This window comes from Peribacillus simplex (assembly GCF_030123325.1).
Lineage (GTDB): Bacteria > Bacillota > Bacilli > Bacillales > DSM-1321 > Peribacillus > Peribacillus simplex_D.
The window spans coordinates 1655078-1669914 of the sequence record NZ_CP126106.1; the positions used below are offsets into that span (position 1 = coordinate 1655078).

The following is a 14837-nucleotide window of genomic DNA, read 5'->3' on the forward strand; positions in this document are numbered from 1 at the left end:
ACATAATGAGCGTTTATATTAATAAAGATACGAAAGTGATCGTTCAGGGAATCACTGGTGCAACAGCATTATTTCATACAAAACAAATGTTGGAATACGGCACGAAAATCGTTGGAGGAGTCACTCCGGGTAAAGGTGGGACAGAAGCGGAAGGGGTACCTGTATTCAATACAGTTTCCGAAGCTGTCACTGAAACCGGAGCGAATGCTTCCGTTATCTATGTACCGGCTCCATTTGCTGCCGATGCAATTCTGGAAGCCGTAGACGCAGAACTTGATCTTGTCATTTGTATCACGGAACATATTCCTGTCCTGGATATGGTCAAGGTTAAGCGGTACATGGAGGGCAAAAAAACTCGCTTGATCGGACCGAACTGCCCAGGTGTCATTACTCCTGAAGAGTGTAAGATTGGTATCATGCCAGGGTATATCCACAAAAAAGGCCATGTAGGTGTAGTTTCACGTTCTGGAACTTTAACGTACGAGGCCGTTCACCAATTATCGCAAGCAGGCATCGGGCAATCGTCGGCTGTCGGTATCGGTGGGGATCCAGTTAACGGAACGGATTTCATTGACGTATTGAAGGCATTCAATGATGATCCTGAAACACATGCTGTGATCATGATCGGGGAAATCGGCGGAACGGCAGAAGAAGAAGCAGCAATCTGGGTGAAGGAAAATATGACTAAGCCAGTTGTTGGGTTCATTGGTGGCCGTACGGCTCCTGCCGGTAAACGCATGGGACATGCTGGTGCCATTATCTCAGGAGGAAAAGGGACTGCTGACGAGAAAATCCGCGTCATGAACGAATGTGGAATTAAAGTTGCCGAAACTCCATCCGTAATGGGTGAAACATTGATTTCCGTTTTGAAAGAAAAAGAGATTTACGAACCTTGTAAAACTCATTAATTTAAGCTGGGCCGACCTTTCTTTGGGTCGGTCTTCTTTTCCCTCCAATTTCCTCGGGAGACACCGAGTACATCACTATCAACCTACCTTTAAAAATTTCCGTTTAGGGGCGTTTCAAATTGAATAAAAAAGAAAAGTTAATCCATCTCCATCATTGCCGAGGGGCAGGATGGAAATCAATCCAAACAATCATGTCCATAGACCCATCATTATCTTCCCTGTTCACGACGGATTACGTTGAGTGGGCAAAAATGCTTCCTATCCCTTCAAATAAGCTTAACCTCTTTTTCAAAGATTTACATTCACTCAATACCATCGATAAACTTAAAAATTACGAAGATAGCCAAATCCATTGTTTGACGATCTTCGATGATGGATATCCTTTTTTGCTGAAGCAAATATTCGATCCTCCGTGGGTTCTTTATTATAAAGGTGATAAGAAGCTTTTAACAAGGAAGAATACGCTAGGTGTTGTTGGAACGCGTAAGCCAACCTCGTATGGTCTGGAGGCCTTAAAATCGATTCTATTACCGCTTGTAAAGAAAAAGTTCGTGATCATAAGCGGAGTGGCGGCTGGAATCGATGCAGAGTCACATAAGATCACATTAAGCGAAGGCGGAGATACGATTGGGGTTTTAGGAGGGGGGATCATGCAAATATATCCGAAATCCAATGTTACCCTTGCTGAAGAAATCACCAATAACGGCCTGCTAATATCTGAGACTCCACCGGAAATGAAGGCGGAACCTTGGATGTTTCCGCTTAGGAATCGAATCATCAGTGGATTATCACAGGGAGTATTCGTGGTCGAGGCAAAAGAAAGAAGCGGTTCCCTTATTACGGCACAAGCAGCTTTGGAACACGGCAGGGAGGTATTTGCGCTTCCTGGCAATGTTACGAGCCCTGAATCATTGGGTACCAATCAATTGATTTCCGATGGTGCCAAACTTGTTTTGAGTTCCAGGCAGATCGAGGAAGAGTTTTAAACAATATAATATAGAAGATAGACGGAGAATCAAACGGGAAAATAGAAAAAAAGGTGCTTTTTTGGAAGGATGGGTTGAATTATTAGACAAAAAGGTTGAAAATATTGTAAAACTGTTATAAGTTTTGCAAATGGCACCTCTTGTCAAAATACCTATTAATAAATGAATCAGCATGCTTTGAAAAGTAAAGAGGTGTTGACAAATGATTTTTGAATGATTAATAATAGTGAAGATTTATATTACCTCTTTGAGGAGGATTTATTGGATGTCAGAATACTTAGTGATTGTGGAATCGCCCGCAAAGGCGAAAACAATAGAACGTTACTTGGGAAAAAAATATAAAGTAAAGGCTTCCATGGGGCATGTTCGAGATTTGCCTAAAAGTCAAATGGGTGTCGATGTTGAACGTGAATATGAACCTAAATATATAACTATCCGCGGCAAAGGCCCGGTTTTAAAAGAATTGAAAACCGCTGCGAAAAAAGCGAAAAAAATCTATCTCGCGGCTGACCCCGACAGGGAAGGGGAAGCCATTGCCTGGCATTTGGCCCACAGTCTTGATGTTGACGTTAACTCGGATTGCCGAGTGGTATTCAACGAGATCACGAAAGAGGCTATCAAAGAATCATTTAAATCACCGAGGCCAATAAATATGAAATTGGTTGATGCCCAGCAGGCAAGAAGGGTCTTGGATCGTTTAGTCGGATACAATATAAGCCCGCTTTTGTGGAAAAAGGTGAAAAAAGGCTTAAGCGCGGGACGGGTCCAATCGGTTGCTGTACGGATGATCATTGACCGGGAGAAGGAGATCAAAGATTTTATCCCGGAAGAGTATTGGACAATCAAGGCTGATTTTGTAAAAGGAAAAGAACAGTTTGAAGGTTCCTTCTTCAGTCTAGGCGGCGAGAAGAAGGAATTAAATACCGAAGAGGACGTCAAAAAAGTCCTCGCTTCTTTAAATGGCGGCGAATTTACGATAGGAGCCGTGGCTAAAAAGGAAAGAAGACGCAATCCAGCTGCCCCTTTTACAACTTCTTCCCTGCAACAGGAAGCGGCACGTAAATTGAATTTCCGTGCAAAGAAAACCATGATGCTTGCTCAGCAGCTTTATGAAGGAATCGAGCTCGGCAAGGAAGGTACAGTCGGGTTAATCACTTATATGAGAACCGATTCAACCCGGATTTCCGATGTTGCGAAAGAGGAAGTCCATACCTTCATTCAAAATAATTATGGTAAAGATTATGTACAGGCTGAACAGCGCAAGGAGAAAAAACAAACTAATGCCCAGGATGCCCATGAAGCAGTCAGGCCAACAAGCACATTACGTGAACCGGGTGTAGTCAAGGAGTTCTTATCCAGAGATCAATTCCGTCTTTATAAATTGATATGGGAACGATTCGTTTCTAGTCAAATGTCTTCGGCGGTCATGGATACGATGAGCATCGACCTGCATAACGGGGATGTCATCTTCAGGGCAAATGGTTCAAAAATTAAATTTCCGGGTTTCATGAAGGTATATGTTGAAGGGTCCGATGACTCGGTGGAAGAAAAGGAAAATGCACTTCCGGATGTAAAAGAAGGAGATCAATTCTTTTCAAAAGATATCGAGCCGAAGCAGCATTTCACACAGCCTCCGCCCCGATATACTGAAGCCCGTCTTGTCAAAACCCTAGAGGAACTGGGAATAGGCCGTCCTTCTACATATGCGCCTACCTTGGATACGATTCAAAAACGGGGCTATGTTACCTTGGATAATAAACGGTTCATCCCGACAGAGCTTGGTGAGATCGTTCTTGAATTGATACGCGAATTCTTCCCGGATATTCTTGATGCAGAGTTCACTGCCAAGATGGAACAGGAATTCGACAGCGTCGAGGAAGGCAGTATCGAATGGATAAAGGTCATTGATGAATTTTATAAAGAATTTGCAGTTCATCTGGCCAAAGCCGAAGTCGAGATGGAAAAAATTGAAATCAAAGATGAACCTGCTGGTGAAGATTGTGTGGAATGCGGACATGGGATGGTCTTTAAGATGGGGCGTTATGGAAAATTCATGGCATGCAGTAATTTCCCGGATTGCCGTAACACAAAGCCAATCGTTAAAGAGATCGGTGTCAAATGCCCAAAATGTAAAGAAGGAAACATCATTGAAAGGAAAAGTAAAAAACGCCGCCTATTTTACGGATGCGATACTTACCCTGGATGTGACTTTATATCCTGGGATAAACCGCTGCCGCGGAGCTGTCCAAAATGTGAAGGTACACTTGTTGAGAAAAAACTCAAAAAAGGCGTCCAGGTCCAGTGCATGGAATGTGATTTCAAAGAAATGCCCCAGGCATAGAAAAAACGATGAAATCGTTTACTTTCCCTGTGAATTATCGAAAAACCCTAAATATAAATTGACTCGGCGTCTGCCGGGTTTCTTTATGTTCAGGAAAGTATGATATCATGATAATATGTGGATTCGCTTCCAAGAAGAAAATGGATAAAGCTTGAAACTTTTTTATTTAGGCCATGTGATGTAAAATTCAGTGGACAAGTACATTCTTTTAAAGATATAATTCCTATTTGTGTCCGTTACCCTTTTAGAAAAGACGGATTGCAGGAAGAATGCCGGCTTTGAGGCATATGCTTTAAAATTTTCGTTAGCAGGAATGAGTATTTCGGGTATAAATACATAGATATCGTTAAAAATGAAACTTTTATGAAAGCAGTTTTAATGATAAATGATCCTGTCTTATCATATCTATACATGGAGGTTCGAAAAATGAAAGAAACAAAAGTAAGTGTAATCGGTGCTGGGCTTGCTGGAAGTGAAGCGGCGTGGCAGTTAGCTAAAAGAGGAATTAAAGTCGATCTATATGAAATGCGCCCCGTAAAACAAACGCCAGCCCATCATACCGATAAATTCGCTGAACTTGTTTGTTCCAATTCACTTCGGGCAAATACTTTAACAAATGCAGTTGGTGTATTAAAAGAAGAAATGCGTATACTGGATTCGGTCATCATGTCCGCAGCAGATGCTTGTGCTGTACCGGCTGGCGGTGCATTAGCTGTTGATCGTCATGAATTTGCCGGTCTTGTTACGGAAAGGGTCAAAAATCATCCAAATGTGACGGTCATTAATGAAGAAGTGACGGAAATTCCGGAAGGTCCTACCGTCATTGCAACCGGTCCGCTTACAAGTCAGTCACTATCAGACAGCTTAAAGCAAATCATGGATGAAGAATACTTGTACTTCTATGATGCCGCAGCGCCAATTCTTGAAAAAGACAGCATCAACATGGATAAAGTATATTTGAAATCCCGTTATGATAAAGGGGAAGCAGCTTATTTAAACTGTCCGATGACGGAAGAAGAGTTTGACCGCTTTTATGAAGCATTGATCGCTGCTGAAACAGTACCACTTAAAGAATTCGAAAAGGAAATCTTTTTTGAAGGCTGCATGCCCATTGAAGTGATGGCATCACGTGGGAAGAAAACGATGTTATTTGGTCCATTGAAGCCAGTTGGCTTAGAAGATCCAAAAACGGGAAAACGTCCTTTTGCTGTAGTTCAATTGCGTCAAGATGATGCGGCAGGAACACTTTACAATATTGTTGGTTTTCAGACACATTTGAAGTGGGGGCCACAAAAAGAAGTATTGCAGCTCATACCTGGATTGGAAAATGCGGAAATTGTGCGTTATGGAGTCATGCATCGAAACACTTTCATAAACTCACCTAATGTATTGAAGCCTACGTACCAATTCAAGAATCGGGATGATTTATTCTTTGCTGGTCAGATGACTGGTGTCGAAGGGTATGTAGAGTCTGCTGCATCAGGACTTGTTGCAGGTATCAATGCTGCAAGGATCGTCCAAGGATTGGAGCCAATCATATTCCCTGCGGAGACGACGATGGGCAGCATGGCAAGGTACATAACGTCGACGAATGGTAAAAGCTTCCAACCGATGAATGCCAATTTTGGATTGCTTCCAGACCTGGAAGTGAGAATCAAATCCAAAAAAGAGCGGAACGAAACGCATGCTAAACGCGCTTTGGACACAATTCAGAACTTTGTGAAAAATTTGTAAAATATTTGCCTGCTGTTTTAAAGTATGATACTATTTATTAGCCTTTGCGAGGTGTTTCCATGATTAATCAAAAAAAGGCATTATCATCCTACATCGAATATTTACAAATTGAAAAAAACAGTTCACAATACACCATTGAAAATTACAAACGTGATATTCACGAATTTTTTCTGTTCCTTAATGAACAGGGCATTGAGGATATCACGTCCGTTGAATATTTTGATGTCCGGTTATATTTAACGAATTTATATGAGAAAAACCTTTCTAAGCGCACTGTGGCAAGAAAAACTTCTTGCTTGCGGAGCCTTTATAGATTTTTACTGCGTGAAGGCGATGTGAAGGATAACCCTTTTTCTTTGGCTTCTTTACCTAAAAAGGATCAAAGATTGCCACGTTTTCTTTATGAGAAGGAAATGAATCAGTTGTTTTCTACTTTAAAGAAAGATTCACCGATAGGAATAAGGAACAATGCCTTACTGGAATTATTATATGCAACAGGAATTCGTGTAAGTGAATGTTGTGAGATTAAACTGCAGGATATCGATCTTTCCTTAGGGACGGTACTGATCCATGGAAAAGGAAAAAAGGATCGCTACGTTCCGGTTGGTAGTTATGCACAGGAAGCGATAGATTTATACATACGTACAGCCAGGATGGAATTGACTTCGTCTGACGCCAAGGCGCATGTTTATTTATTTGTTAATTTTCGTGGAGACCCTCTGACACCTAGGGGAGTTCGCTATATATTGAATGAATTGATTAAAAAGTCAGCCGCAGATGGAAGTCTTCATCCCCATATGCTAAGGCATTCTTTTGCTACACACCTATTGAATAATGGGGCGGACATTCGCACGGTTCAGGAATTGCTTGGTCATTCTAAAATTTCATCAACGCAAGTGTATACGCATGTTACAAAAGACCAATTGAAAAAAGTCTACAATGCATCACATCCGCGGCCTTAAATGTTGAAAGGGGACACTTTATGACAACGATATTTGCAGTGCATCATAAAGGTGAATGTGCCATGTCCGGTGATGGGCAGGTTACTTTAGGAAATTCAGTAGTGATGAAGCATACGGCGAGGAAAGTGAGAAAAATCTTTAATGGTAATGTCCTTGCAGGTTTTGCAGGTTCCGTTGCAGATGCATTCACTTTATTTGAGATGTTCGAAGCTAAACTTGAAGAGTATAATGGCAATCTTCAGCGCGCTGCCGTCGAAATGGCAAAGCAATGGAGAAGTGACAATGTATTGAGAAAGCTGGAAGCCATGTTAGTAGTGATGGATAAGAACCATTTGCTGCTCGTTTCTGGCACCGGGGAAGTAATTGAACCGGATGATGGGATTCTCGCCATAGGATCGGGCGGAAATTATGCACTGGCTGCCGGCAGGGCATTAATGCGGTTTTCCAGTGACCATTTATCGGCAAAGGAAATCGCTCAATCATCTTTACAAATTGCAGCGGAAATTTGTGTATTTACGAATACGAATATAATCGTGGAAGAGTTGTAAGGAGGAGCGCAAATGTCAAAAAAAGCTAATTTAACACCGAGGCAAATCGTTGAAAAACTGGATCAGTATATCGTAGGGCAGCGTGAGGCAAAACGGGCAGTGGCAGTGGCTCTTCGGAATCGCTACCGACGTTCCCTTCTCTCGGATCAACTTCGTGATGAAGTCGTTCCGAAGAATATATTAATGATTGGACCGACAGGCGTTGGGAAAACAGAAATTGCTCGGAGAATGGCTAAATTGGTAGGTGCTCCTTTTGTAAAAGTTGAAGCAACGAAATTTACGGAAGTCGGGTATGTCGGCCGGGATGTAGAGTCGATGGTTCGTGATTTGGTGGAGACTTCCGTCCGCCTCGTGAAGGAAGAAAAGATGGCAAGCGTTAAAGAGCGGGCAGAAGAAAATGCAAATCGCCGCTTAATAGAACTTTTAGTGCCATCAACAAAAAAACAGAGTAATTTCAAGAATCCTCTTGAAGTCTTTTTTGGAGGCAATAACAATCAAGACGAACAGGATTCGGAAGAAAATTCCGAAGATTTAAGTTTGCAGGAAAAAAGAAAAATCGTCGCTGAAAAGCTGGCTAATGGTGAGTTAGAAAGTGAAATGATAACGGTCGAAGTGGAAGAGCAGGCCGCTTCGATGTTTGATATGCTCCAAGGTTCGGGAATGGAACAAATGGGGATGAACATGCAGGACGCTTTAGGAAGCTTGATGCCGAAAAAAAGCAAGAAGCGCAAATTGAAAGTAAGTGAAGCAAGAACCGTTTTAGCAAATGAGGAAGCGGCAAAATTGATTGATATGGATGAAGTCACTTCCGATGCAGTATACGGGGCTGAGCAAAATGGGATTATCTTCATCGATGAAATAGATAAAATTGCCAGTAAGCAATCTGGAAGTTCATCAGCGGATGTATCAAGGGAGGGTGTCCAAAGGGATATCCTGCCAATTGTTGAAGGTTCAACAGTAGTGACCAAATATGGTTCAGTTAAAACGGATCATGTCTTATTCATTGCTGCAGGGGCCTTTCATATGGCTAAGCCATCCGATCTTATCCCTGAATTACAAGGTAGATTCCCAATCCGTGTAGAATTGAACAAACTGACTGTAGATGACTTTGTACGGATTCTTCATGAACCGGATAATGCCTTGTTAAAACAATATGTTGCTTTATTAGAAACTGAAGGTATAGAAATTGAATTTTCTGACGATGCTGTTCGTAAGATAGCTGAAGTGGCCTTCGAAGTAAATCAAAACACAGACAATATTGGTGCAAGAAGACTTCATACCATTTTGGAACGGTTGCTTGAAGACTTATCTTTTGAAGCTCCGGAAATAACGATGGAGAAGATTACAATTACGCCCCAATATGTCGAAGGTAAGCTTGGTTCTATCGCACGGAACAAAGATTTAAGCCAGTTTATCCTTTAATTAAGAAACAATTTTGGCAATGATTTGCCTAAGCAATGAACATAAAATTACGGAAATACAACTTCATAGTTATTGTGAACCATGGTATTTTTAGGAGGAACAAATCAAATGAACTTATTAGCAAAAACAAGAAAAATCAATGCAATGCTCCAAAAAGCAGCAGGTAAAGCAGTTAACTTCAAGGAAATGGCTGAAAGTTTAAGTGAAGTTATCGAAGCGAATGTATTCGTCGTCAGCCGCCGCGGGAAATTACTTGGCATAGCGGTAAGTCAGCAAATTGAAAACGAACGCATGTACAAAATGCTGGAAGATAAACAATTCCCTGAAGAGTACACAAAAAACCTGTTCAATATTCCTGAAACCTCTTCGAATCTTGATATTGAAAGCGAATATACTGCTTTCCCAGTCGAAAACAAAGAGCTTTTCGCAACTGGATTAACAACGATCGTACCAATTATGGGTGGAGGAGAACGTTTAGGAACATTGGTTCTTGCGCGACTACAAGAAAAATTTCACGATGATGATTTAATTTTGGCTGAATATGGTGCGACTGTAGTCGGTATGGAAATTCTACGTGAAAAATCAGAAGAGATAGAAGAAGAAGCTCGTAGTAAAGCTGTCGTTCAAATGGCAATTTCCTCGTTATCTTACAGCGAATTGGAAGCAATTGAACACATTTTTGAGGAGCTTAAAGGTAATGAAGGTCTGCTTGTAGCATCCAAAATTGCAGACCGTGTTGGCATCACCCGTTCCGTTATCGTAAATGCACTAAGGAAACTGGAAAGTGCCGGAGTCATTGAATCCCGCTCATTAGGAATGAAAGGTACTTATATCAAAGTATTGAACGATAAATTCCTTCTTGAATTAGAAAAGCTAAAAAATAATTAACATACAAAAAAAGGCAGTCCTTTAAAAAGGGCTGCTTTTTTTTGTGGTATTTGGATCTGTTGCTTTCTGGGACTAATAAGCAAAAGCAGGTCAACGTCAGGGGTGAGAAAGGAAAAAGAGGTAGTTCGAATTAAATGGAAACGTAAATATAGGCATGTTTTCTATTAGAATTGAAAAAATAGTTAAATTCTTTAAAAGGGTAATTATATTATTATAACTGTTGTAATAGTGAAAATGAACGTTGCTGTAACTTTTTGATTTTTAAAACCCTATGGATAACAGGTTTTAGCCATTAGGGAATTTTGTCGAATGAATCAGCGTATTGATGACAGTAATCCTTTGTTTTCTTATGAAACCTTTATTTTAAAGGGTTAAATCAACTAAATTGAAATAATTAATTGAAAGCAAATGTAAAAATTAGTTCTAAAGTATCAGGTATATAGATTTGTTTTTCGATATGATATAAAAGATAATGGAAGGAAAATTTGGTTAATATGTATAAAATCATATTAAAATGTAATATTACGTAATATTAATCCTATAATCATACTAAGAAAAACGACAAATTTAAGCAGTTTGTGACAATTTTCGACGATAATAGGTCTGAAGTCTGTGTATTGTTTATGGACATAGTTATAATGTTTCTTTAAAATTAAAACGTAAATGCACTGGGTTAATTTATTGATAATGTAATTAAATGTTGGTTATGGAAAGAGGTGATCGATGTGGAATTATTTTCAAATACTTTTCATGAGGGGAATAGATGTCGGAGGATATGAAAGTAATCGTATTTCAAATTAAGGATAAAGAATATGCAATTCCAGTGGATAAGGTCAGTGGTATCGAAAAACTTATGCATATTACCAGAGTTCCAAAGGCAGTAAAATTTGTAAAGGGAGTCATAAATTTAAGGGGTGTAATCACTCTAATTATTGATTTACGGATTCGTTTTGGTTTCGAAGAGGTTGAATACGATGTATCAACGAGGATTATCGTCGTCATCCTGGATGATATCGAAGTGGGGCTAATAGTGGACTCTGCCAATGATGTTTTGGATATTCCAGTGGAGAGTATCGAACCCCAGCCTGAAGTTGTGGGACATTTGACTTCAGAATACATTAGCGGAGTGGCTAAAATTGAGAAGCGACTGCTCGTCCTAATTAATTTGGAGAAGGCCTTTAGTCTGGAAATGACTGAAAATATGTTAAGAGAAGGATAATCATATGTCATTCATTGAGAAAATCAACCCTCTTCAACTCGATATTTTGAAGGAAATCGGTAATGTAGGTGCAGGGAACGCAGCAACCGCGCTTTCTGCCATCCTGAATAGGAAAATTAAAATGAATGTTCCTAATGTCCGAATCGTTTCCTTTGATGAAATGATGGAAATGGCTGGGGGGCCGATCACGTCGTTGCCAGTGTTTTCCTTAGAATGGAAGGTGATGCTTCAGGGAGTATGTTTTTAATCCTTTCGCTACCTGTAGCTGAATACTTGATTCGTTAAATGACTGGTGATGTGACCTTTTTGATAGATTCAGCACCTTATACTGAATTGGCACTCTCTTGCCTTTAGGAATTAGGGAACATTTTATCTAGATCCTATCTCTCTTCCCTTTCTGATTTCACCCGATTGAATATTCATCCATCCGTTCCATCCTTGAGCATCGATATGGTAGGTGCAACGATCAGTTATGGATTATTGGAATTACCTCAAGTAAGTGACGCAGCCATCGTCATTGATACAGTATTTGATAAAGACCAGCTTTTTGCTGACTCCATTAATGGTCATTTCTTTCTATTACCTGATCCCGATTTTTTTGATATCATTTTTCCGCTTTAGGAGTGTCTCCTAATGACTGAATTGTTAAAGGCCCAGGTTGTTAAGGTTGGAATAGCGGATATGAATATAATAAAACCTCCCAATACGATTCGTACTTCCGGGTTGGGGTCGTGTGTTGGTGTCGTGATTTATGATGAAAAAAAAGAAATTGCAGGTTTGGCCCATATCATGCTGCCTGACTCTTCACTCGCTAAATCTGGACAGATCAACATTGCCAAATTTGCAGATACGGCGATAAAGGAATTGGTACAGATCTTAGTAAAAGAAGGCGCAAGAATGTCATTTCTAAAAGCGAAGTTAGCTGGCGGGGCGCAAATGTTTCAATTTGCCTCCGGAGTGGATTTAATGAGAATAGGGCCCCGGAATGTGGAAGCTGTCCGGAAAGAGTTATCTGATTTACGGATTAGAGTCGTTGCCGAAGATGTTGGCGGGAATAGCGGAAGAACGATCGAATTCAATTTAAATGATTGTTTGCTAAATATCCGGTCCGTAACTAAAGGGACTAAAAACATATAGAATCGGAATTGGTTTTTGAAAAGCCAAAAATATGACAGGTACACTTGCTACTGAATTATTATTGCATTTATGGCTTTAAGGGCCATTTTGATCACAAATCGTATAACAATGTTAGGGGGATGTCCAATGTCTAATCTGACCATCGAAGAAGAGCAGTTATGTTGGAAAAATTGGGTGGATTGCAGAGATCCGCTAGCCGGGGACATTTTGGTAAAGAAATACATACCTCTCGTATCGTATCATGTTCAACGTATTTCAGTAAGTCTTCCTAAAAATGTGAGCCGGGATGATATAAGGAGTTTAGGGATGATGGGGTTATTCGATGCCCTGGAACGATTTGATACGAAGCGTGACCTGAAGTTTGATACATATGCGTCGTTTAGAATTCGTGGTGCTATTTTAGATGGATTAAGGAAAGAGGATTGGCTTCCACGGAGTGCAAGAGATAAAGCCAAGAAAATTGAATCTGCAATAGAAAAGCTGGAGCAGCAATACCTGAGGAACCTTTCGCCAAATGAGGTTGCCGGTGAATTGAATATTCCGGAAGATGAAGTATATGCTGCATTAAATGAGAATTTCTTTGCCAATGTACTATCAATTGATGAAAATCCCCAAGAGGACGATAAAGAAAGCACGAATTTTCATATTAAAGATGAAAAGGCGGATTTACCTGAGGAACATGTATTAAGGGAAGAACTGTATGTGGAATTAGCCAAAGTCATAGAAACGCTTAATGAAAAAGAACAGCTGGTTTTACAGCTTTTTTATAAGGAAGAACTAACATTAACCGAAATCGGACATGTGATGAGCCTATCTACGTCCCGGATATCCCAAATACACTCGAAAGCGATATATAAATTAAGAAACACGATGCAAGGTCTAAATATTTAATCATGATATTTTGATAGAAGAGGGCTTTGGGGTCTGTGGAATTTCCAATTGAACGAAGAAAGCCCCTATATGTCAACTTGGAATTATTCTTACGGGTACCCGCATCAATAAATGTTTCGAAATCACAGAATGTTCGAACTGTGCTTTGTCATGAAAGCAAGGGAAAAGTAATCAAGGCAAAACAACAGTGAAAAAAGATCCCCATCCTTATTAAGGTAACAGGATTGACTATTCCGGTTAATTAGGAGGCAACATGTCAGCGTTTTTTATATTTCTGTTGTTTGTATTAAACATATTCACCATCTTCGCCATCATCGTTTTATATCTTCGCCATCATCGTTTTATATCTTCGCCAAAATCGTTTAAGTAAGTTGGAAAAAGACCAAAAAGCCATCATTGGGGAAATGGAACAACTTTTGTCTGGTTATTTAATGGAAATGATAGAGGACAACGAGACATTGGTAACGGCATTCACCAATTCGCTGGCAAAAAATCACGATCATGGACAAAAAGGACAAGAACATGGTTCAATCAAAGAAACAAAGGAAGATAAACAAGAACAAAACATGCTGATTGGGTATGAAGAGGGAAGTCGTGCCGCAGCTAAAATGCAGGCGATTAACGCTTATAAAATAATGCCTGAAGAAAATGAGGCCAATGCTTTACCCGTAAAAGTCGAGGACGAATTGGAACTTTCATCGGCTGCTGCTTTCCCTCAAAACGAGGGGAAGCCGGCTGGCATGGAATTTTCGGACGTGCTGCAGGCTTCGTTAAATGAACGGTCATTAAATGAAAAAGTGGATATGTTAGCGGATCAAGGGAATTCAATAGAGGAAATCGCCAAAAAGTTAGGTCGCGGTCAAACGGAGATAGAGCTATTATTAAAGTTTCGCAAGAATAGATAAAGTTATCTCTTGATTGTACAGAGCCATTATGGTATATTATGAAATGGTGTTAATACACACGCCCCGTGATTCTTGCAGATGGTGCTGTTACGACAGTTTCTGTATGAAAATGATCGGTGCGGAGGAAAAACAAAACCATTTAGGAGGAACTAAAATGTCAGTCATTTCTATGAAACAATTGCTTGAAGCTGGTGTGCATTTCGGACACCAAACACGTCGCTGGAACCCGAAAATGAAGAAATATATCTTCACTGAGCGTAACGGCATCTACATCATCGACCTTCAAAAAACAGTTAAAAAGGTTGAAGAAGCTTATAACTTCGTGAAAGAACTAGCTGCTAACGGTGGTACTGTTCTTTTCGTCGGAACTAAAAAACAAGCTCAAGAATCTGTTAAAGAAGAAGCTATCCGTTCTGGTATGTACTATGTAAACCAACGTTGGTTAGGTGGAACTTTAACAAACTTTGAAACAATCCAAAAACGTATCGCTCGTCTTAAAGATATCGAGAAAATGGAAGAAAACGGAACTTTCGAAGTCCTTCCTAAAAAAGAAGTTATCCAACTTAAAAAAGAATGGGATCGCTTAGAAAAATTCTTAGGCGGCATTAAAGATATGAAGACTCTTCCAGATGCGATCTTCGTTATCGACCCTCGCAAAGAGCGTATTGCTGTTGCGGAAGCACACAAACTACACATTCCACTTGTTGGTATCGTTGATACAAACTGTGATCCGGATGAAATCGATGTAGTTATTCCTGCGAATGACGATGCAATCCGTGCTGTTAAATTATTAACAGGTAAAATGGCAGATGCTATCTTAGAAGCTAAACAAGGCGAAGAAACAGCAACTGAAACAACTACTGCTTAATAAGTAAAAAAGGTTGCTTATTCAGTAA

At 40.1% G+C, this 14837-nt stretch carries 13 protein-coding genes and 1 pseudogene; all 14 read left to right on the plus strand.

The genetic code is table 11. The features are described from left to right. The first annotated feature begins 5 nt into the window (after positions 1–5). The 14 genes and pseudogenes from sucD (at position 6) to rpsB (ending at position 14809) form a co-directional block, all read left to right on the plus strand. Positions 6–908 carry a succinate--CoA ligase subunit alpha gene (sucD, locus tag QNH43_RS08060; RefSeq protein ID WP_076366551.1) on the plus strand — a complete coding sequence of 301 codons (903 nt, stop codon included), beginning with the start codon at positions 6–8 and terminating at the stop codon, positions 906–908. 119 nt (positions 909–1027) lie between these two features. After that, on the plus strand, positions 1028–1894 hold the full coding sequence (dprA, locus tag QNH43_RS08065; RefSeq protein ID WP_283917408.1) for a DNA-processing protein DprA: 867 nt from the start codon (positions 1028–1030) through the stop codon (positions 1892–1894). 265 nt (positions 1895–2159) lie between these two features. Further along, on the plus strand, positions 2160–4235 hold the full coding sequence (gene topA / locus QNH43_RS08070; RefSeq protein ID WP_283917409.1) for a type I DNA topoisomerase: 2076 nt from the start codon (positions 2160–2162) through the stop codon (positions 4233–4235). A gap of 426 nt (positions 4236–4661) precedes the next feature. Beyond that, positions 4662–5969, plus strand: coding sequence for an FADH(2)-oxidizing methylenetetrahydrofolate--tRNA-(uracil(54)-C(5))-methyltransferase TrmFO (trmFO, locus tag QNH43_RS08075; RefSeq protein ID WP_063231875.1), 1308 nt, complete (start codon positions 4662–4664; stop codon positions 5967–5969). Positions 5970–6028: 59 nt separating this feature from the next. Then, entirely contained in the window at positions 6029–6931 is a 903-nt protein-coding gene (gene xerC / locus QNH43_RS08080; RefSeq protein WP_076366545.1) for a tyrosine recombinase XerC, read from the plus strand. Positions 6932–6951: 20 nt separating this feature from the next. Next, entirely contained in the window at positions 6952–7479 is a 528-nt protein-coding gene (hslV, locus tag QNH43_RS08085; protein ID WP_048684874.1) for an HslVU peptidase proteolytic subunit, read from the plus strand. Positions 7480–7491: 12 nt separating this feature from the next. Then, on the plus strand, positions 7492–8901 hold the full coding sequence (hslU, locus tag QNH43_RS08090; protein ID WP_283917410.1) for an ATP-dependent protease ATPase subunit HslU: 1410 nt from the start codon (positions 7492–7494) through the stop codon (positions 8899–8901). Between the two features lie 108 nt (positions 8902–9009). After that, complete coding sequence (gene codY, locus QNH43_RS08095; protein ID WP_057278408.1) at positions 9010–9789, plus strand: GTP-sensing pleiotropic transcriptional regulator CodY; 780 nt, start codon at positions 9010–9012, stop codon at positions 9787–9789. A gap of 763 nt (positions 9790–10552) precedes the next feature. After that, on the plus strand, positions 10553–11008 hold the full coding sequence (locus QNH43_RS08100; protein WP_283917411.1) for a chemotaxis protein CheW: 456 nt from the start codon (positions 10553–10555) through the stop codon (positions 11006–11008). A gap of 4 nt (positions 11009–11012) precedes the next feature. Then, positions 11013–11649 (plus strand): annotated as a pseudogene (locus QNH43_RS08105) (chemotaxis protein CheC). Continuing rightward, the gene (locus QNH43_RS08110) at positions 11642–12145 is read left to right on the plus strand and encodes a chemotaxis protein CheD (protein ID WP_283917412.1); all 504 of its coding nucleotides are present in this window, start codon (positions 11642–11644) and stop codon (positions 12143–12145) included. Before QNH43_RS08105 ends, QNH43_RS08110 begins: the two are co-directional and overlap by 8 nt. Before the next feature lie 126 nt (positions 12146–12271). Further along, a complete protein-coding gene (locus QNH43_RS08115; RefSeq protein ID WP_283917413.1) occupies positions 12272–13036 on the plus strand; it encodes a FliA/WhiG family RNA polymerase sigma factor in 765 nt (254 codons plus the stop codon). 371 nt (positions 13037–13407) lie between these two features. After that, positions 13408–13941 (plus strand): hypothetical protein, encoded by a 534-nt coding sequence (locus QNH43_RS08120; RefSeq protein WP_283917414.1) that lies wholly within the window; start codon positions 13408–13410, stop codon positions 13939–13941. A 154-nt stretch (positions 13942–14095) separates the two neighbouring features. Further along, a complete protein-coding gene (gene rpsB / locus QNH43_RS08125) occupies positions 14096–14809 on the plus strand; it encodes a 30S ribosomal protein S2 (RefSeq protein WP_034313644.1) in 714 nt (237 codons plus the stop codon). Positions 14810–14837: the final 28 nt, after the last annotated feature.

What these genes read in the sequence shown, in the direction of transcription:
- sucD (WP_076366551.1), top strand. Translation starts at nt 6, where the DNA reads ATGAGCGTTTATATTAATAAAGATACGAAAGTGATCGTTCAGGGAATC.
- topA (WP_283917409.1), top strand. Translation starts at nt 2,160, where the DNA reads ATGTCAGAATACTTAGTGATTGTGGAATCGCCCGCAAAGGCGAAAACA.
- trmFO (WP_063231875.1), top strand. Translation starts at nt 4,662, where the DNA reads ATGAAAGAAACAAAAGTAAGTGTAATCGGTGCTGGGCTTGCTGGAAGT.
- xerC (WP_076366545.1), top strand. Translation starts at nt 6,029, where the DNA reads ATGATTAATCAAAAAAAGGCATTATCATCCTACATCGAATATTTACAA.
- hslV (WP_048684874.1), top strand. Translation starts at nt 6,952, where the DNA reads ATGACAACGATATTTGCAGTGCATCATAAAGGTGAATGTGCCATGTCC.
- hslU (WP_283917410.1), top strand. Translation starts at nt 7,492, where the DNA reads ATGTCAAAAAAAGCTAATTTAACACCGAGGCAAATCGTTGAAAAACTG.
- codY (WP_057278408.1), top strand. Translation starts at nt 9,010, where the DNA reads ATGAACTTATTAGCAAAAACAAGAAAAATCAATGCAATGCTCCAAAAA.
- QNH43_RS08100 (WP_283917411.1), top strand. Translation starts at nt 10,553, where the DNA reads ATGTCGGAGGATATGAAAGTAATCGTATTTCAAATTAAGGATAAAGAA.
- QNH43_RS08110 (WP_283917412.1), top strand. Translation starts at nt 11,642, where the DNA reads ATGACTGAATTGTTAAAGGCCCAGGTTGTTAAGGTTGGAATAGCGGAT.
- QNH43_RS08115 (WP_283917413.1), top strand. Translation starts at nt 12,272, where the DNA reads ATGTCTAATCTGACCATCGAAGAAGAGCAGTTATGTTGGAAAAATTGG.
- rpsB (WP_034313644.1), top strand. Translation starts at nt 14,096, where the DNA reads ATGTCAGTCATTTCTATGAAACAATTGCTTGAAGCTGGTGTGCATTTC.